This window comes from Pseudomonas sp. MWU16-30322 (assembly GCF_020515535.1).
GTDB classification, from domain to species: Bacteria; Pseudomonadota; Gammaproteobacteria; order Pseudomonadales; family Pseudomonadaceae; genus Aquipseudomonas; species Aquipseudomonas fluorescens_H.
Genome location: NZ_JAIWYL010000017.1, coordinates 76,994 through 95,320 on the forward strand (window position 1 = coordinate 76,994; position 18,327 = coordinate 95,320).

An 18,327-nucleotide genomic window follows, 5' to 3' on the forward strand; every position below is an offset into this window, starting at 1 on the left:
TTCGCAGCATGGTTCTCCGTAAAAGGCGCGGTCGTGGCTGTTGCCTACGCGAACGGCCTGCATCTCTATAGGACGGATGAGCCGGACAAATCCCGAAAGACGATATGAAAGTAAATGTTTCGCACTTCCGCCCAGACGCCACCACCCCCCTGTGGGAGCGGGCTTGCTCGCGAATGCGGTGGTTCATTCGATAAGGATGTCGACTGAGAGGACGCCTTCGCGAGCAAGCCCGCTCCTACAGGGGGTGTTTGATGATCAACCGATCAAACACGATTCATGAATGCCGCGCTCACTGTCAGGCAATTGATGGCCGGTCGGCGCTCCCTATGATGGAGAGCACCGGATTTCCCTGAGTGAGCGCCTTGATGAGCCCCAGAACCCTCTACGACAAACACATCGATTCGCACACCGTGTGCCGCCTCGACGACCAAGGCCATGTACTGCTGTATATCGACCGTCAGGTGATCAACGAATACACCAGCCCGCAGGCGTTCAGCGGTCTGCGCGCTGCCGGGCGCAAGGTCTGGCGACCGGCCACGGCGCTGGCGGTGGTCGATCATGTCAATCCGACCACCCCCAAACGGGTGGCGGCGATGCCAGATGCGGGCGGTGCGCGGCAGGTGTCGTATCTGGCGGAAAACTGCCGGGACTTCGGCATCGAACTGCTGGATATTCTCGACAAGCGCCAAGGCATCGAGCATGTGATCGCCCCGGAGCAGGGTTTCATCCTGCCGGGCATGGTCATCGCCGCCGGCGACAGCCACACCACCACGTACGGTGCGCTGGGGGCGTTCGGGTTTGGCATCGGCACCTCGGAGATCGAGCATCTGTTGGCCTCGCAGACGCTGGTCTACAAGCGCCTGAAAAGTATGCGCGTGACGGTGGATGGCGAACTGGCGCCGGGGCTGACTTCCAAGGACGTGATCATGGCGCTGATCGGCAGGATCGGTGCGTCGGGGGCCACGGGCTATGCGATCGAGTTCTCGGGCTCGACCATTGATGCGCTGAGCGTCGAAGCACGCATGACCATTTGCAACATGGCGGTCGAGGCGGGCGCGCGCGGCGCGTTCATGGCGCCTGACGAAAAAGTCTTTGCTTATCTCAACGGCAAACCGCGCGCGCCACGAGGCGAACTCTGGGCGCGCGGCGTGGAAAAATGGCGTGAATTGCGCAGCGATTCCGGCGCCGTGTTCGACCGCGAAGTGTACCTCGACGCCAGTCTGCTGGAGCCGATGGTCACCTGGGGCACCAGCCCCGATCAGGCGGCGGCGATTGGTGCACGGGTGCCGGACCCGCAGACTATCGACGATCCGATCCTGCGACAGGACATGCGCCGCGCCCTTCAATACATGGGCCTGGAGGCGGGGATGGCGCTGCGCGATATCGTCATCAGTCACGCTTTTATCGGCTCCTGCACCAACGCGCGGATCGAAGATTTACGTGACGCCGCCAGCGTCGTGCGCGGGCGGCGGGTGGCCGGGCATGTGCGGGCGATGATCGTGCCCGGCTCCAGTGAGGTCCGCGCCCAGGCCGAAGCCGAAGGGCTGGCGCAGATCTTCATCGACGCCGGGTTTGAATGGCGCCAGTCCGGCTGTTCGATGTGCCTGGCGATGAACGATGACGTGCTGGCCCCCGGCGACCGCTGCGCCTCCAGCACCAACCGCAATTTCGAAGGCCGGCAGGGCGCGGGGGCGCGTACGCACCTGATGAGCCCGGCCATGGTCGCCGCCGCGGCGATCAACGGCCATTTGACTGACATCCGTCACTTTGGAGAACGCCCATGAGTCTGCAACCCTTCACTCAAGTCAGCGGCCGGGCCGCGCCGCTGCTTGCGGCCAACGTCGATACCGACGTGATCATGCCCAAGCAGTTTCTCAAGGGTATCGACCGTCAGGGTCTGGATCGTGGGCTGTTTTTCGATCTGCGTTTTCTTGCCGACGGTACGCCCAACCCTGAATTCGTGTTGAACCAGCCGGCCTGGCAGGGCGCGAACTTTCTGGTGGTCGGGGCGAATTTCGGCTGCGGTTCCAGTCGCGAACATGCGGTGTGGGGGTTGCAGCAGATGGGCATTCGCGCGCTGATCGGCAGCAGTTTTGCCGGGATCTTCTACGACAACTGCCAGCGCAACGGCGTGTTGCTGATCACTCTGGATGAGGCTCAAGTGCAGCGCATTGGCCGACTGGTGAGCCAGCCCGACATGGCGCAGATCAGTGTCGATCTAGACGCGCAGCAGATCCGACTGGCGGACGGTGAAGTCATCGATTTCCAGATTGATGGCTTACGCAAGACTGCGCTGTTGCTGGGGCTGGATGCGATTGGCAGTACCTTGCAGCGGCGTGAGCAGATCGAGGCGTTCGAGCGCGAACACCTGGCCGCCAACCCATGGCTGGCCTGACACACGTCTAACTCTGTGGGAGCGAGCCTGCTCGCGAAGGCGTCGTGTCAGTCAGCACTCAATTGTCTGACCCGACGCCTTCGCGAGCAGGCTCGCTCCCACAGGGTTTTGTGGTGTTTGGGTTAGAGAGAAAGACCCTTGAAATGCCCCTGCAAAAACTCCACACACGCCCGCAGCTTGCCGGAGTTGGCCAGCCGCGTCGGGTACACCGCCCAGACATTGGCGCTCTGGCTGTAATCGGTCAGCACCGGCACCAGTCGGCCCTGTTCCAGCAACGGTTTTACATCCCACAATGAACGCAGCAACAAGCCGCGTCCGTCGAGCGCCCATTGCAGGACAATCTCGCCGTGGTTGGAAGACAACGGCCCACTGACCCGGACGCTTTCCTGCGTGCCGTTGCGGTCCAGATTCCAGACGCCGAAGGCGTTGTCGCGCTCCTTGATCACCAGGCAGTCGTGTTGTTGCAGATCGTCCAGGGTCTGCGGGGTGCCTCGGCGTTCAAGGTATTCGGGCGCAGCGCACAGCACCCGGCGATTACTCACCAGTTGCCGGCCGATGTGCTGGCCTGGCAGGTCGTCGCCGACGCGGATTTCCAGATCGAAGCCCTCGTTGACGATGTCCACTGCGCGGTCGAACAGGTCCAGACGAATCTGCAATTGCGGGTGCCGTTCGGCCAGCCGCGAAACGGCGGGCGCCACATGGTTGCGACCGAAGCCGAAACTGCTGCAGATGTGCAAACGCCCGCGCGGGCTGTCGTGGGCGTCGGCGAGGTCGTCGTGCAGTTGCTGGAAATCATCGAGGATGCGCAAGGCCCAGCGCTGCACCCGCTCGCCGTCCTCGGTCAGCGACACCCGGCGACTGGTGCGGTGCAGCAGGCGGGTGCCGAGGGTCGATTCGAGAATCTGGATGCGTTTGCTGACGTAGGCCGGGGACAGGCCCAACTCATCGGCGGCAGCGGCGAAACCGTTCTTGCGGATCACGGTCAGCAGCACGCGCAAGTCTTCGGGCAGGGGCACGGTGTCTTTGTTCTGGGACATGTGGGAGCGAGCACTGGCGGCACAAGCCGCCAGCATAGCATCGGCCAGGAACGGCTCGGTTCAGCGCAGGAAATCCAGCGCCTCGGCGAGCAGCAGTTCCGGCACTTCTTCGGCCAGATAATGCCCGCCCGGCAGCGCCTTGCCGCTGACCCTGGTTGCCACTTGCTGCCATTCCTTGAGCGGGTCGAAACAGCGCCCGACCGTGCCTTCCGCGCCCCACAATACGCGTAGCGGCAGTTCAAGCTGATTGCCGGCGGCGATGTCGGCACGATCATGTTCCAGATCGATGCTGGCGCTGGCGCGGTAGTCCTCGCAGATGCCCCGGGCGCTGCCGGGACGTTGCAGGCAGCGCAGGTATTCGCCGAACGCGTGCTCGGTGAACGGCGCCAGTCCGGCGCTGCGGCTGCCCATCACACTGCGCAGATAGGCTTCGGGATCGGCTTCGATCAGGGTTTCCGGCAGCGGCGCCGGGCGGATCAGGAAGAACCAGTGCCAATAGGCGCGGGCGAACGCTTCGTTGGTCTGCGTGTACATCGCCAGGGTCGGGGCGATGTCCAACAGCATCATCCGTTGCACCGCAGCGCGGTGGTCGAGGGCCAGGCGATGGGCGACCCGGGCGCCACGGTCGTGGGCCAGAATTGAGAACTGTTCGAACCCCAGCGCCTGCATCAACGCGACGTTATCTCTGGCCATTTCGCGTTTTGAATAGTTGCGGTGTTGTTCATCGGCAGCCGGTCGGGCGCTGTCGCCATAACCGCGCAGGTCGGCGGCGACCACGGTGAAATGCTCGGCCAGTTGTTCCGCGATCTTGTGCCAGATCACGTGGGTCTGCGGGTGCCCGTGCAACAGCAACAGCCCCGGGCCGCTGCCGCCGAGGCGGTAGGCGATGTCGACGCCGTTGACGTGGCGCTGGTCTTTGACGAATCCGGCAAACATCGGGCTGATCCTTGTTCAGGTGCGTGTGGGATGCATCCTGAAAGTGTTCGGCATTCGGGGCAAGGGTTGAAGCGTGGTGTGGTGGTTCATGAAGTGTGATGTGTGTCGGCAGTGCCGGCCCCTTCGCGGGCAAGCCCACTCCCACAGTGTTTTTCTGTGTGACACCCATTGTATAAACACCAGAGATCCCTGTGGGAGCGGGCTTGCCCGCGAAGAGGCCAGCCCAAACGCTGAAAATCTCAACCCTGACTGAACATCTCCATCGCCCGCTGCTTGATCTGCTCCTCGGTCAGATCCTCCTTGCGCGTAGCCAGAAACCACACGTGTCCATAGGGATCCTTCAGCGTCCCGCTGCGATCACCATAAAACTGATCCTTGACCTCCGACACCGCACTCGCCCCGGCATCCAGCGCTCGCTGAAAGGACTTGTCGACATCGGTGACATACAGATGCAGACCGACCGACACCGCGTTGTCCGGGCCGCTCAACGGTCCTTGATCGCACGGCGTACCAAGCATGATCGCGCTATCGCCTATGCGCAGTTCGGCGTGGCCGATGCGCCCGTCGGGCATGTCCAGGCGCATGACCTGGGTCGCACCAAAGGCTTTTTTGTAAAACTCGATGGCCTCGGCGGCCTTGAGGATGCCGAGATACGGGGTAATGCTGTGATACCCCTCGGGAATGGGTTTGACGCTCATGACGTTCTCCCTGTTCTTTGTTTTCGGGGTGGAACTCCACCGGATTTGTGGAGGATTCACTATAGAACTGTCTGCGCGGCCAGCATTTTTCCCCGACGAGCCGTCAGTCCGGAAAATGCGCCCCCGGTCCCTGCTCACCGAGCACATCGCCCTGGTTGCGCAACGGGCAGGCCTCCATCGACAGGCAACCGCAACCGATGCAACCGGTCAGCCGGTCGCGCAACAACGTCAATTGATTGATTCGCTCGTCCAGCTCGCGCCGCCATTGTTCGGACAGGACTTTCCAGTCCGCCGCCGTCGGGGCACGGTCGTCCGGGAGGATTTTCAGTGCCTCGCCGATTTCCGCCAGCGGAATGCCCAGGCGTTGCGCGACCTTGATCAACGCCACCCGACGCAAGACTTCCCGTGGATAGCGCCGCTGATTGCCGGCATTGCGCTGGCTCTTGATCAGGCCTTTCGATTCATAAAAGTGCAGGGCAGTGACCGCGACACCGCTGCGCGCTGCGACTTCGCCCACGGTGAGTTGCTTGTGCAGGTTTTCCTTGGTGATCATTTTGCAAAATGACTCTTGACCTTGACTTAACTAGAGGTTTTACCCTGCAGGCCTTCGAGTCGCAAGACTCGTCTTACGATGAGTGGGGACTTCTCATGCAAACTTCAGTGAAAAATCGCAGTTTTACCCAGTTGATCGAATTCGAGATCGAGCCGCGCCAGCAACCGGCATTGGTCTCGGCGCTGTCGCAGCAGAGCGAACATCTGGCGCAGCGCTACGCAGGCTTCGTCAGCGCCAGCGTCCAGGTCAGCGACGACGGTCGGCGGGTGCTGAGCTTGCTGCAATGGCAGAGCCGTGAGACAGGAGAGGCGGCGTTTTGTCGCTATGAAAGCGGTGAGCAGGATTTCTGGCAGTTGATCCGCGCCCATCAGGCGAAAACCGTGACCTTCAATTCGTTCCAGGTGTTGAGCAGCATCGCCCGCAGTCATGACGATGCGCTGCACTGCAATCTGGTGGGCTAGATCGACAACTGAATCAGGCGTTCACCGTGCAGGTTCTCCGTGAGTCGCCGCTTGTTCACCGCCAGTTCGCCGATCTTGATCAATCGCGTGCGGGTGACGTTGCGGCTCAGACCGAGCAGCGCGGCGGTATGCACCTGGTTGTAATGGCAGAAGCGATAGGCGGCGCGCAGCAGGGCATCTTCGACTTTTTCGTGGAGGGCGCCGGCCTGTTGTTCGAAGAGTTTTTGAAAGGCCCGCTCCAGCAACGCTTCCGGTGAGTCGTCGGTGCTCGACTGCTGATCGTCCGGGCGCTCGATGCGCAGGTTCGACAGGCGCAAATCGTCGCGCTCGATCACGCCGTTGCGGCAGATCAGCAGGGTGTGATGGATGACGTTTTCCAGTTCGCGGATGTTGCCCGGCCAACTGTAGCTGCGCAGTTTCTGTTCGGCGCCGGGGCTGATGCTGACCCGTCCGTAACCCAGGCGCTGGCTGTAGGCCTCGATGAAATGCCGGGTCAGCGGCAGGATGTCACCGGGCCGCTCGCGCAACGGACTGAGTTCCAGATTGACCACGTTCAATCGGTAAAACAGGTCTTCGCGGAAGTTGCCGGCATTGATCGCTTTCTCCAGTTGCACGTTGGTCGCGGCCAGCACGCGCACATCGATCGGAATGCTTTTGCGCGAGCCGAGGCGTACCACTTCGCGCTCCTGCAACACCCGCAGCAACTTGACCTGAATCGCCATCGGCAAATCACCGATTTCGTCGAGGAACAAGGTGCCGCCATCCGCCTCTTCGAACCACCCGGCCTTGGCGCTGAGGGCGCCAGTGAAGGCGCCTTTTTCATGGCCGAACAGCTCGGCTTCCACCAGCGATTCGGAGAACGCACCGCAGTTGACCGCGACAAACGGCCGATGCCGGCGGTTACTCAGATTGTGGATATGCCGCGCCACCAGCTCTTTGCCGGTGCCGGTCTCGCCAATGATCAGCACGCTGGCTTCGCTCGGCGCGACCTGTTGCAGATGCGCGAGCAGGGCCTGGGACTTGGGGTCTTCGAAGACCTGCGCGGTGGCGCGGATCGACGTCGCCAGAGCGGGTGAGGGCGGAAGGGTCAGCAGTTGCATGGGACTCGCTCCATTAAAGGCAAGATCAGGAATAGAACGTCGGCACCGGCAGCGCCTGATTCAGCGCCCAGTCGCCCAGCTCATGAAGTTTGTAATCGAGCGGGTCGTGCAGGGTCTGCGTGCGCAGGTTGCGCCAGTGCCGGTCGAGGCGCAGCGAGGCGAGGGTCGAACGCGCGCCAGTGACTTCGAACAAGCGGCTGCAAATCTCCAGCCCCTGACGACTGGCGGCGACCTTGGCGGTGGCAATCGCCGTGGCCAGATGTCCACGTTCCTCTGCGGTCAGGTTCGGGCCTTTGGCCCAGGCCTCGTCGAGCAGCGCGGCGGCCCGTTCGACCAGCAGGCGAATGCCTTCCAGCGCGACCCAGAACTCGCCGTAATGCGCGAGCACGTACGGGTCTTCACGCACATTGCGGGCTACGGATTTGTGCCAGAGACGGGTTTCGCTCAGGGTGTATTGCCGGGCTTCTTCAAAAGCGCCTTCGGCGATGCCGAGAAACATATGGGTGAAGGTCAATTGCGCAATCAGCGGACGCAGGCAGGCGAACGGTGTGCTCAACGGGCCGGGATCAAGCAGCAGCTCGGACTCTTCGACCCGCACCCGCTCGAACGTGGCGCTGCCACTGTCAGTCTGGCGCTGGCCGATGTTGTTCCAGTCGTCGTGCAGGGTGATGCCGCTGCGACCGCTGGGGATCGCCGCGATCAGCAATTTGCCGCCGGCACTTTCGTCGACGGCCGAGGCGATCAGCATTTGTGAATCGCTGGCGCCGGAACAGAAGCTTTTCTTCCCGGAAAACTCGCGCCAACCGCCGAAATCCTTGACCACGGTGCGGGTGTCGAGCGGGTTGAGGGCGTTGCCCCAGAACCAGTTCTGTCGCGCGGTCTGTTCGAACCACGGCTGCCATTGTTCCGGCCGCGAGAACAGACGCACGGTGGCGAGCATCAGGTGATGAAAGCCGAAGACGTGGGCGATGGAACTGTCGACCTTGGCGAACTCGCGCACGATCTGCAGGGTTTCGCTCCATGTCGCGCCGAGCCCGCCGTAACGGGTGGGAATGCTCAGGGCCAGCAGGCCGCTGTCGCGCAGGGCATCGCGTTCGGCCTTCGGCGTGCCGCCGCGCTCGTCACGCTCGACGGCGGTGAGGGCGAATTCAGCGGCCAACTGGCGGGCAGTCTGCAGCGGGGAGAGCAGGGTACTTTGTGGTTTGGCGGTCACACGGTGTTCCTCAAAATCGATGCAATCCTCTGTAGGAGTGAGCCTGCTCGCGATGTGGTCAGCACAGTCGACATCACCGTCGCAGATACACGCTTTCGCGAGCAGGCTCACTCCTACAATGGGCGTTTTCAGGCCTTGGCTTGGCCGGGCAACACATCGTTGGCAATCATTTCGCCAAACGGCCCGGTGAGATTGGTCACGCCGCGTCCGGCCAGACTTGCGTACGGCTCGGGCAACAGCGGGAACACCAGTTCGGCAAAGCGGTACGCTTCTTCCAGATGCGGATAACCGGAGAAGATAAAACTCTCGATACCGAGGTCGGCGTACTCCTTGATCCGCGCGGCCACTTGCTGCGGATCGCCCACCAGCGCCGTACCGGCACCGCCGCGTACCAGACCAACGCCGGCCCACAGATTGGGGGCGATTTCCAGGTTGTCGCGACGACCATCGTGCAACGCCGCCATGCGCCGCTGACCTTCGGAATCGAAGCGCGAGAAGGACTTCTGTGCCGCCTCGATGGTCTCGTCGCTGATGTGTTCGATCAATTTGTCCGCAGCCTTCCACGCCTCTTCGGCGGTCTCGCGAACGATCACGTGCAGGCGAATACCGAACTTCACCTTGCGCCCGTGGCGTGCTGCACGCTCGCGCACATCGGCGAGTTTTTCGGCGACGGCGGCGGGTGGTTCGCCCCAGGTCAGGTATACGTCCACCTGCTCGGCGGCCAGGTCGTGCGCCGCGTCCGACGAGCCGCCGAAATACAGCGGCGGATACGGTTTCTGTACTGGCGGATAGAGGGCCTTGGCGTTCTGTACTTTGAGGTGCTTGCCTTCGAAATCCACCGATTCGCCCTGCAACACGCGGCGCCAGATCTTGAGGAATTCGTCGGTGACTTCGTAGCGTTCGCTGTGGCTCAGGAAGCTGCCGTCGCCACGGTTTTCGTCGGGGTCGCCGCCGGTCACCACGTTGATCAGCAGGCGGCCATTGGACAGTCGATCGAGTGTCGCCGCCATGCGCGCCGAAACGGTTGGCGAAATGATCCCCGGACGGATCGCCACCAGATAACGCAGACGTTCGGTCAACGGCACCAGCGCCGAAGCGATCACCCACGAGTCTTCGCAGGAGCGCCCGGTGGGAATCAGCACGCCGTGGTAGCCGAGGCTGTCGGCGGCTTGCGCCACTTGTTTCAGATAATTCAGGGTGACCGGGCGCGCGCCTTGGGTGGTACCCAAGTAATGGCCGTCGCCGTGGGTCGGCAGGAACCAGAAAACATCCATGAGCAGCTCCTTAAGCGATTTTCAGCAACGGTTTGATTTGCGTGCCGAACAGTGGCGCGGCGCGTTCGGCAGCCAGGCGAATCCGCGCTTTCAGCGGTTCGCTGGTGATCTGGTAATCGGCGAAGTCGGCCTCGGTGGCGTACACGCCAATGGGCAGGGTCACGGCCTGGAAGAAACTGAACAGCGGACGCAACTGGTGATCGAGCACCAGCGCATGGCGCTCGCTGCCACCGGTGGCGGCGAGCAGCACCGGGGTGTCGATCAGCGCGTTGAGGTCGATCAGATCGAACAAATGCTTGAGCAGGCCCGGATAGGAACCGCGATACACCGGCGCGGCAACGATCAGCAGATCGGCCTGTTCGATGGCTTGCAGTTCGGCCTCGACCTCGGCACTCAGCTCCTGACGCGATAGAGCGCTGCCCAGTGGGCGGGCGATATCGCCGAGTTCGATCAGATGACTCTCGACTGGCAAATGCCCAGCCAACTCGGCCAACAGCGCTTGGGTCAGCACCAGAGTGCGCGATGGACGCCAGGTGCCGCCGGAGAGGGCGACGACTTTCAGGGGACGCGACATGATGAGTTCCTTTTTATCAACAGTTGCTCAGCGAGCAGTGAGTAAGTGCCAAGGCTTGAGCAAGCGCTGTACCAATTCCTGAGAGGCCCGGATTACCTGGGCTTGAGCGTTCTGGCGTGAGTCGGTTGTGCAGATATCAGGCGGGTTTGTTGATCTGCTGTTGCCTGGGCAACAGTTGCTGGAGCAACAGTTGTTCGCCGCGTGCAGGGATTTATAGCGGCTGCTGGTTATTCCGTAAAAGAACGTTAATCGATATTTATAGATCGTTAGGAGATATGAGGGCGTTAAAGCTGAAATCCTGATAGCCACTATTGAGAGCGTTGATTTTTGCCCGCACGGTCGCGGGCGTAGCCTTTGTCCATCGACTACCACCGCTCGCCAGGACGCTCCCCATGAATCGTTTACTGACTGTTTCGCTGCTGCTCGCTGTTTCCGTACTTGCCGGTTGCGCGACCCACGTTGCCCCCGAACAACGGCCATACACCGCCGAAGAAACCCGCGAACTGGCGATGGAAGCGCTGAACCGCAGCGGCTTGTCCTTCGATGAATATCACGCGAAGAAAGCGGCACTGCTGGGCGAATCGCAATTCGACAAGAAAGCTGAAATGAGCGCCGGACGTGCGATACAGCTGCACGGTCGTCCAAGTTAATCGAAAACTGTACTGCTCTTATTTTCGCGTAACTGTCCGTGGGTTTGCGGGCTGCCGTGCGATAGGGTCAACACCTGAATGACCCCCGACGGATTGCTCCCATGACCCTCTCGCTTGATCTGCTGTTGGGCTTTGCCCTGTTTGCCCTTGTCACCTCGATTACACCGGGGCCGAACAACACCATGTTGCTGGCATCGGGCGTGAACTTCGGCTTCAACCGCACCATTCCTCACATGCTCGGCATTACCTGCGGTTTCTTCGTATTGGTGGTCGCAGTGGGCTTTGGCCTCGGCGCGGTGTTCCAGACTTACCCGATTCTTTACACCGTGTTGCGCTATCTCGGTGCCGCGTATTTGCTCTACCTGGCGTGGAAAATCGCCCATTCGGGACCGGTAGGCGAGGGCGTCGAAGGTGAGGCCAAGCCGATCAGCTATCTCGGTGCCGCCGCGTTTCAATGGGTCAATCCCAAGGCCTGGATCATGGCCATCGGTGCCATCAGCACGTACACGCCGATGCAGGGTTATTTCACCAATGTGGTGGTGATCGCCGCGGTGTTCGCCATCATCAACCTGCCCAGCGTCGGTGTCTGGGCGGCGTGCGGCACGCTGCTGCGCAATGTGCTGAAGGACCCGCGCTGGTTGCGCGTGTTCAACTGGGGCATGGCGGCGCTGTTGGTGATTTCGCTGTACCCGCTGCTTCTCGAAAGCTTTCACTGACGCATTGCTTCAACCGCCGGCCCGATGCCTGTTAAGCTCGACTTCAGGAGCGTTCCTACGCACTTTTAAATGAAGTTGTTCTTCTTTAACGGCATCCGATCAGGTATTGATGACGGTCTCGAACCTAGGCGCAGCTCACAAGGCTGCGCTGTGCCGTTTGCAGACACGAGCCTCCTGATCCCGGAACACGCTCTGCGAGTCTTTTATGAATAAACGTCCGTTGTATTTCGATTACGCCGCCACCACCCCGGTGGACGAGCGGGTCATCCAGGTGATGATCGATTGTCTGGGTTTTCACGGTAACTTCGGCAACCCGGCTTCCAGCTCCCACGCCTTCGGCCAGCAGGCCCGGCAAACGGTCGAGCAGGCCCGTCGGCAAGTCGCCGAACTGGTCGGTGCCGAGGCTGCGCAGATCGTCTGGACCTCCGGCGCCACCGAATCCAACAACCTCGCCCTCAAGGGTGTGGCCCAGGCGCGCGGCGTTGCCGGTGGCCACATCATTACCAGTCAGATCGAACACAAAGCCATCCTCGATACCGCCCGGCAATTGCAGGATGCCGGCTTCGCGGTGACCTATCTGGTGCCGGACGCCGAGGGTCTGATCACCCCGCAAGCGGTCAGCGAAGCAATGCGCGACGACACCTTTCTGGTGTCGTTGATGCTGGTCAACAACGAACTCGGCACGCTCAACGATATCCCGGCCATCGGTGAAGTGGTGCGCGGCCGTGGGGCGTTGTTCCATGTCGATGCCGCTCAGGGCGCCGGCAAAGTGGCGATTGATCTGCAGCAGTGGCCGGTGGACCTGATGTCGTTCTCGGCGCACAAACTCTATGGCCCAAAAGGCATCGGCGCGTTGTATGTCGGCCCCCGCGCGCAACAGCGTTTGCAGGCGCAGATTCATGGCGGCGGCCACGAAGGCGGGCTGCGCTCCGGGACTCTGGCGACGCATCAGATCGCCGGCATGGGCGCGGCATTCGCCTTGGCGGCTGCCGAATTCGATGCCGAGAAAAAGTCCATCGTGGCGCTGCGTGAGCGGTTGCTTGAGCAGTTGCTGAGCCTGCCGGGCGTGCGCCTCAACGGCAGCGCCAGCCAGCGCATCGCGCATACCTTGAGCCTGACCTTCAGCGAAGGTGAGTTCAACAGCGCAGCCTTGAGCCATTCGATCGCTTTTTCCGCGACCTCGGCCTGTAATTCGGCGAGCAACACACCCTCTCACGTGTTGCTGGCGCTGGGGCACGACGCACGGCTGGCCGGTCGCACGATTCGCCTGAGCCTTGGCCGCTTCACCACCGCCGACGATATCGATCAGGCGGCAGAACTGATCAAAAGCGCCTGCGCCAGTGCCCCGGCATTCTGGGCGACAGGGCTTTAACCAGCCGTTTATACGGCTACGAACAATAACGATGAAGTGATTGGCAGGAGACATGATGAGTACCCAGACTTTGACCGAAGGAACGGTTCCCCAGCGCCTGGCGCACACCCGTGAACTGATGCGCCGCGAAGGCATTCATGCGTTGCTGGTGCCATCGGCTGACCCGCACCTGTCGGAGTACCTGCCGGGCTACTGGCAGGGGCGGCAATGGCTGTCGGGCTTCCATGGTTCGGTTGGCACGTTGATCGTGACTGCTGATTTCGCCGGGGTCTGGGCCGACAGTCGCTATTGGGAACAGGCGACCAAGGAACTCAAGGGCAGCGGCATCGAACTGGTCAAGCTGCAACCGGGGCAGCCGAGCCCGCTGGACTGGCTGGCCGAGCAGACCCCGGAAGGTGGCGTAGTCGCGGTCGACGGTGCGGTGATGGCCGTGGCTTCGGCGCGCACCCTGAGCAGCAAGCTCGAAGCCCGCGGCGCGCGTCTGCGCACCGACATCGACCTGTTGAATGAAGTCTGGGCTGACCGCCCGAGCCTGCCGAACGCGCCGATCTATCAACATCTGCCACCGCAAGCGACGGTCAGCCGTGGCGAAAAACTCGCCAAACTGCGCGAGACCCTGCAGGAGCGCGGCGCCGATTGGCACTTCATCGCCACCCTCGATGACATCGCCTGGCTGTTCAACCTGCGTGGCGGCGACGTGTCGTTCAACCCGGTGTTTGTTTCTTTTGCGTTGATCAATCAACAGCAAGCAACACTGTTCGTGGCCTTGAGCAAAGTCGATGCCGAGCTGCGTGCGGTGCTGGAACGGGACGGCGTGACCCTGCGCGATTACCGTGAAGTCGCCGACGCCTTGCGCGCTGTACCGAGCGGCGCGAGCCTGCTGGTGGACCCGGCGCGGGTGACCAGCGGTTTGCTGCATAACCTGGACAGTGCGGTGAAACTGATCGAAGGCTTGAACCCGACCACCCTCGCCAAATCGCAAAAAAGCGAGGCCGATGCTCAGCACATCCGCAAGGCCATGGAGCAGGATGGCGCGGCGTTGTGCGAATTCTTCGCCTGGCTGGAATCGGCCTGGGGCCGCGAGCGCATCACCGAACTGACCATCGATGAAAAACTCACCGCTGCCCGTGAGCGCCGTCCGGATTACGTGTCGCTGAGCTTCAACACTATTGCCGCGTTCAATGCCAATGGTGCAATGCCGCACTATCACGCCACCGAAGAAGAACACGCGGTGATCGAGGGCGACGGTTTGCTGCTGATCGACTCGGGAGGCCAATACCTCGGTGGCACCACCGACATCACTCGAATGGTGCCGGTGGGTACGCCGACGGCTGAGCAGAAGCGTGACTGCACTCGCGTGCTCAAGGGCGTGATCGCTCTGTCTCGAGCGCAATTCCCGAAAGGCATTCTCTCGCCGTTGCTCGATGCCATCGCGCGTGCGCCGATCTGGGCGGAAAGCGTGGATTACGGTCACGGCACCGGGCATGGGGTCGGCTATTTCCTCAACGTGCACGAAGGCCCGCAGGTGATCGCCTATCAGGCAGCACCGGCACCGCAAACGGCGATGCAACCGGGGATGATCACCTCGATTGAACCGGGCACCTATCGTCCGGGTCGTTGGGGCGTGCGGATCGAGAACCTGGCAATGAACCGCGAGGCGGGAAGCAGCGAGTTCGGCGAGTTCCTCAAGTTTGAAACGCTGACCCTGTGCCCGATCGACACGCGTTGCCTGGAGCCGTCCTTGCTGACGCAGGAAGAGAAGCAGTGGTTCAACGCCTACCATGCCGAAGTGCGTGAGCGTCTGAGTCCATTGCTTGAGGGGGCCGCGCTGGAGTGGCTGAACACGCGCACAGCGGCGATCTGAATGGTTGAAGCTCAGGCGCTATTGCCAGCGCCTGAGTTCTGCTGCTGATTCAGGCTTGGCGCAGGGCTTCTTCGACGAAGTCGAGCCGGTCCTGTCCGAAGAACATCTGGTTGCCGATGAACATGCTCGGCGCACCAAACACGCCGCGTTTTACCGCTGTCTCCGTATTCTTCTTGAGTACAGCCTTGACCGATTCGTCGTCGGTCAGGGCCAGTACTTCATCGGGGGCGAAGCCGTGTTCGCTCAATACCGCAGCGACGGTGGCCGGCTCATCGAGAGGGCGCCCCTCCACCCACAGCGCCTTGAAAAGACAATCGATAAACGCCTGAAAGCGTTCTGGCTGGTGCAGTTGTATCCCGGTGACGGCACGCATCAATGTCAGCGTGTTGATCGGGAAGTGCGGATTGAACTTGAGCGGCACGTCATAACGTTTGGCGTAGCGATCCAGATCCTGAAACATGTAGCGGCCCTTTGCCGGAATCATTGCCGGTGAGGCGTTGCCGGTCGCCTTGAACACACCGCCCAGCAGCATCGGGATGTACATCAGCTGGCTGTTGGTCTCGGCACAGATCTTCGGCAACTGGGTGTAGGCCAGGTAGGTGGCAGGGCTGCCGAGGTCGAAATAGAACTCCACGGTTTTCGTCATCTTCGCTGCTCTCTGATTATTGTTATGGAGGAGGGGCTTACCAGCGTTCGTTCCAGGGGCGCAGGTCCAGCTCGAATGTCCAGGCATCCCGTGGCTGACTGTGCAGGTACCAATAGTTTTCGGCGATATGTTCGGGGTTGAGAATGCCGTCCTGATCCTTGGTCGCGTACTTCTCGGGGAAACTGTTGCGGATGAAGTCGGTATCGATGGCGCCATCGACCACTACATGGGCGACATGGATGTTCATCGGGCCCAACTCGCGCGCCATGCTTTGCGCCAGTGCACGGATACCGTGTTTGGCGCCGGCAAATGCGGCAAATCCGGAAGCACCACGCAGCCCGGCGGTGGCGCCGGTGAACAGAAGGGTGCCGCGTTTGCGGGTGACCATGCGCTTGGCCACTTCGCGGGCATTGAGAAAACCCGAGAAACAGGCCATTTCCCAGATCTTGAAATACTTGCGTGCGGTTTCTTCAAGAATGCTGCAAGGCACGTTGGCGCCGATGTTGAAGACAAACGCTTCGATCGGGCCGAGGCGGGTTTCGATGTCTTCAATCAGGGCAATGACGTCTTCTTCCTTGCGCGCATCGCAGGCAAAACCGTGTGCTTCGCCACCCTCGGCCTTAATCGCGTCGACCAGCGGCTGCAATTTGTCGGCGCTGCGGCGGGTGACGCAAGCGACAAAACCCTCTTTGGCAAAACGCTTGGCAATCGCTCCGCCCGTGGCATCACCGGCACCAACCACTAATACGACCTTCTTGTTATTCATGGGTGAATCCCTTTAGTAAACGATCGTTAAGTGAACGAACGTTATGCTAGGATCCGGATAACGTCAAGGCGGTCGATAAAGAGGGCAAGTACATGCGGTATTCCGCTGGTCACAAGCTGGAAACCCGAGAAAAACTGCTGAACAGCAGCGCGCTGTCAGCCAAGCGTTCGGGCTTTTCGACTGTCGGGGTCGATGGTTTGATGAAGGCTATCGGCCTCAGTGGCGCAGCTTTCTATAGTCACTTCTCTTCGAAAGACGCGCTGTTCACGGCCATCGTCGAGCGCGAGCTGTGTCAAAGCCTGGAACGACTCGGAGGGCAGGGAGCACAGGATCGTGAGCGGCTGGAGCGCTGTCTCAAACAATACCTGAGCATGGCCCACGTAGAGCAGCCAGAATCGGGCTGCGCCTTGCCGACGCTGGGCGCGGAAATTGCCCGTTCAGATGATCAGGTTCGTGAGCAGGCAGAGTTGTGGATTTGTCGGCTGCAAGCCAGTTGGGCACAGATTCTGGAGAGCGACAGCCTGGCATGGGCGATTCTGTCGCAATGTGTCGGGGCACTGGTGGTAGCGAGGATGCTGGTGACACCGGACATTCAACGGACGGTATTGAAGTCCAGTCATGAGGAGATCGGGCGTCAGCTGGCTGCTCGACGAGGCGAGCAGCCAGAATGATTCATTTGCAGATGACGATCATGCTGCGGCTGGTATAGCCGGCCGGATTGAGACCGAATGGGTAGTCGCCTGGCTCTTCCACGGCGTCCCCTGATTTGGCGATGACTTTGTAGCCCTTTGGGGCGCAAGCATTGGCGGCGCTGGTGTAGCACTTGTCCCAAGAGGACGACAGCCCGGAACAGTTGATGTGTAGCCCTTTTTTACCGTGCTTCACTTGGGTCTTGGAGGTCGCTGCGCACCCCGCTACTGCCAATACAGCGATCAGTATCAAAATTCGTTTCATTACCGTCCTTATGGTAGCCGCGAGTCTGGCGCTCGGGTCTGCCTGTATTCGCCTGCGCTTTAAGCGGTTCGATATCCCTATCCGAAAAAATCCATGCCTGGCACTGAGTTAAGGGGCCTAAACATGGCCTAAATGAACGCCAATTGCCAGACCTTCGTCAAATCCTGTTTCAATCTGCCGCAATGGCGGGCTTGGCGGAACTGCCCATGGTCATGGTTGCTCCGACCGAGGCGAGAATAATGCAGAGGATTGCCATCCATTGTGACAGCGTGAGGTATTCCTGCAGAAACAGCAGCCCCGACAGCGCACCAAAGGCCGGTTCAATGCTCATCAAGGTGCCGAAGGTGCGGGCTGGAATGCGGGTGAGGGCGACCATTTCCAGCGTATAGGGCAAGGCGGTTGAGAGGATGGCGACGCCGATGGCGACCGGGATCAGCGACGGGGTGAGTAGCGCTGCACCGGCATGCACGATGCCGATCGGTGCGACGAATAATGCGGCGATCATCACGCCGAGGGCCGCAGTCGTGACGCCGTTGTCGGCACCGGCCTTCTGGCCGAACAGAATGTACAGCGCCCAGCACACGCCGGCGCCCAAGGCATAACCGGCACCAACCAGATCAATTCCCGCTGATGTCGCTCCGGTCGGGATCAAAAGCAGCAGGCCGACCGCTGCCAGGGCAATCCAGAGAAAGTCGATTGCGCGGCGCGAGGCATAAATGGCGACGGCCAGCGGGCCAGTGAATTCGAGTGCGACTGCGATCCCCAGTGGCACGGTGCGCAGTGACATATAGAAGAGGAAGTTCATCCCGCCCAGCGCCATTCCGTAAACGATCACCGTGCGCAAGGATTGAGCGGTCAGCCTGGCGCGCCATGGGCGCAGCAGCAACAGCATGATAACGCTGGCGAAAACCAGGCGCAGGGTGGTCGTCCCTTGGGCGCCAACCACCGGGAACATGCTTTTGGCCAGAGAGGCGCCGGACTGGATGGAAGCCATGGCGATTAATAACAGGCCAACCGGGAACAGCGTTGAGGCCAGAGAGCGAGGTTGGTCAGTCATTGCGAGGCATCATCCGAAGGTGAGAGCAGGGTGTTGCTTTGGGTTTGGGCAATATACTGCT

At 61.1% G+C, this 18,327-nt stretch carries 20 protein-coding genes; 8 read left to right on the plus strand and 12 right to left on the minus strand.

Annotation, left to right across the window (positions count from 1 at the left end; all coding sequences use genetic code 11):
• The first annotated feature begins 365 nt into the window (after window positions 1–365).
• Both leuC and leuD read left to right on the plus strand, forming a co-directional pair.
• Window positions 366–1,784 carry a 3-isopropylmalate dehydratase large subunit gene (gene leuC, locus LCH64_RS27440; protein WP_226501885.1) on the plus strand — a complete coding sequence of 473 codons (1,419 nt, stop codon included), beginning with the start codon at window positions 366–368 and terminating at the stop codon, window positions 1,782–1,784.
• Window positions 1,781–2,395 (plus strand): 3-isopropylmalate dehydratase small subunit, encoded by a 615-nt coding sequence (leuD, locus tag LCH64_RS27445; protein WP_226501886.1) that lies wholly within the window; start codon window positions 1,781–1,783, stop codon window positions 2,393–2,395. The genes leuC and leuD overlap by 4 nt, the downstream gene beginning before the upstream one ends.
• Before the next feature lie 122 nt (window positions 2,396–2,517).
• On the opposite strand, the gene LCH64_RS27450 is transcribed toward leuD, so the two are convergent.
• The 4 genes from LCH64_RS27450 to soxR all read right to left on the minus strand — a co-directional run bounded on the left by LCH64_RS27450 (window position 2,518) and on the right by soxR (window position 5,619).
• Complete coding sequence (locus LCH64_RS27450; RefSeq protein WP_226501887.1) at window positions 2,518–3,468, minus strand: LysR substrate-binding domain-containing protein; 951 nt, start codon at window positions 3,466–3,468, stop codon at window positions 2,518–2,520.
• A gap of 24 nt (window positions 3,469–3,492) precedes the next feature.
• Window positions 3,493–4,368: an alpha/beta fold hydrolase gene (locus LCH64_RS27455; protein WP_226501888.1), complete on the minus strand. Its 876-nt coding sequence runs from the start codon at window positions 4,366–4,368 to the stop codon at window positions 3,493–3,495.
• Window positions 4,369–4,607: 239 nt separating this feature from the next.
• Entirely contained in the window at window positions 4,608–5,066 is a 459-nt protein-coding gene (locus LCH64_RS27460) for a VOC family protein (protein WP_003226653.1), read from the minus strand.
• 103 nt (window positions 5,067–5,169) lie between these two features.
• The gene (gene soxR / locus LCH64_RS27465) at window positions 5,170–5,619 is read right to left on the minus strand and encodes a redox-sensitive transcriptional activator SoxR (RefSeq protein ID WP_003226652.1); all 450 of its coding nucleotides are present in this window, start codon (window positions 5,617–5,619) and stop codon (window positions 5,170–5,172) included.
• A 95-nt stretch (window positions 5,620–5,714) separates the two neighbouring features.
• On the opposite strand from soxR, the gene LCH64_RS27470 reads away from it, so the two are divergent.
• Window positions 5,715–6,080 carry an antibiotic biosynthesis monooxygenase gene (locus tag LCH64_RS27470; protein ID WP_226501889.1) on the plus strand — a complete coding sequence of 122 codons (366 nt, stop codon included), beginning with the start codon at window positions 5,715–5,717 and terminating at the stop codon, window positions 6,078–6,080.
• Here LCH64_RS27470 and LCH64_RS27475 read toward each other — a convergent pair.
• From LCH64_RS27475 to msuE, 4 genes are all read right to left on the minus strand, one after another.
• Window positions 6,077–7,180, minus strand: coding sequence for a sigma-54 dependent transcriptional regulator (locus LCH64_RS27475; RefSeq protein ID WP_226501890.1), 1,104 nt, complete (start codon window positions 7,178–7,180; stop codon window positions 6,077–6,079). The genes LCH64_RS27470 and LCH64_RS27475 overlap by 4 nt on opposite strands.
• Window positions 7,181–7,205: 25 nt before the next feature.
• A complete protein-coding gene (locus LCH64_RS27480) occupies window positions 7,206–8,393 on the minus strand; it encodes an acyl-CoA dehydrogenase family protein (RefSeq protein WP_226501891.1) in 1,188 nt (395 codons plus the stop codon).
• A gap of 128 nt (window positions 8,394–8,521) precedes the next feature.
• Window positions 8,522–9,667 carry an FMNH2-dependent alkanesulfonate monooxygenase gene (ssuD, locus tag LCH64_RS27485; protein WP_003226647.1) on the minus strand — a complete coding sequence of 382 codons (1,146 nt, stop codon included), beginning with the start codon at window positions 9,665–9,667 and terminating at the stop codon, window positions 8,522–8,524.
• Window positions 9,668–9,677: 10 nt separating this feature from the next.
• Window positions 9,678–10,241 (minus strand): FMN reductase, encoded by a 564-nt coding sequence (gene msuE / locus LCH64_RS27490; RefSeq protein WP_201136976.1) that lies wholly within the window; start codon window positions 10,239–10,241, stop codon window positions 9,678–9,680.
• A 392-nt stretch (window positions 10,242–10,633) separates the two neighbouring features.
• Between msuE and LCH64_RS27495 the strand changes: the two genes are divergently transcribed.
• From LCH64_RS27495 to LCH64_RS27510, 4 genes are all read left to right on the plus strand, one after another.
• Entirely contained in the window at window positions 10,634–10,891 is a 258-nt protein-coding gene (locus tag LCH64_RS27495) for a hypothetical protein (RefSeq protein ID WP_103486595.1), read from the plus strand.
• 101 nt (window positions 10,892–10,992) lie between these two features.
• Window positions 10,993–11,607, plus strand: coding sequence for a LysE family translocator (locus LCH64_RS27500; protein WP_003226640.1), 615 nt, complete (start codon window positions 10,993–10,995; stop codon window positions 11,605–11,607).
• A 205-nt stretch (window positions 11,608–11,812) separates the two neighbouring features.
• Window positions 11,813–12,979, plus strand: coding sequence for an aminotransferase class V-fold PLP-dependent enzyme (locus tag LCH64_RS27505; RefSeq protein ID WP_226501892.1), 1,167 nt, complete (start codon window positions 11,813–11,815; stop codon window positions 12,977–12,979).
• 55 nt (window positions 12,980–13,034) lie between these two features.
• Window positions 13,035–14,843: an aminopeptidase P family protein gene (locus LCH64_RS27510; protein WP_226501893.1), complete on the plus strand. Its 1,809-nt coding sequence runs from the start codon at window positions 13,035–13,037 to the stop codon at window positions 14,841–14,843.
• A 49-nt stretch (window positions 14,844–14,892) separates the two neighbouring features.
• On the opposite strand, the gene LCH64_RS27515 is transcribed toward LCH64_RS27510, so the two are convergent.
• The gene (locus tag LCH64_RS27515) at window positions 14,893–15,489 is read right to left on the minus strand and encodes a 2-hydroxychromene-2-carboxylate isomerase (protein WP_226501894.1); all 597 of its coding nucleotides are present in this window, start codon (window positions 15,487–15,489) and stop codon (window positions 14,893–14,895) included.
• A 37-nt stretch (window positions 15,490–15,526) separates the two neighbouring features.
• The gene (locus tag LCH64_RS27520) at window positions 15,527–16,255 is read right to left on the minus strand and encodes an SDR family oxidoreductase (protein WP_103519756.1); all 729 of its coding nucleotides are present in this window, start codon (window positions 16,253–16,255) and stop codon (window positions 15,527–15,529) included.
• A 92-nt stretch (window positions 16,256–16,347) separates the two neighbouring features.
• On the opposite strand from LCH64_RS27520, the gene LCH64_RS27525 reads away from it, so the two are divergent.
• On the plus strand, window positions 16,348–16,926 hold the full coding sequence (locus LCH64_RS27525; protein ID WP_103486599.1) for a TetR/AcrR family transcriptional regulator: 579 nt from the start codon (window positions 16,348–16,350) through the stop codon (window positions 16,924–16,926).
• A gap of 1 nt (window position 16,927) precedes the next feature.
• On the opposite strand, the gene LCH64_RS27530 is transcribed toward LCH64_RS27525, so the two are convergent.
• Window positions 16,928–17,209 (minus strand): hypothetical protein, encoded by a 282-nt coding sequence (locus LCH64_RS27530; RefSeq protein ID WP_007965435.1) that lies wholly within the window; start codon window positions 17,207–17,209, stop codon window positions 16,928–16,930.
• Window positions 17,210–17,378: 169 nt separating this feature from the next.
• On the minus strand, window positions 17,379–18,266 hold the full coding sequence (gene rhtA / locus LCH64_RS27535; protein WP_226501895.1) for a threonine/homoserine exporter RhtA: 888 nt from the start codon (window positions 18,264–18,266) through the stop codon (window positions 17,379–17,381).
• Window positions 18,267–18,327: the final 61 nt, after the last annotated feature.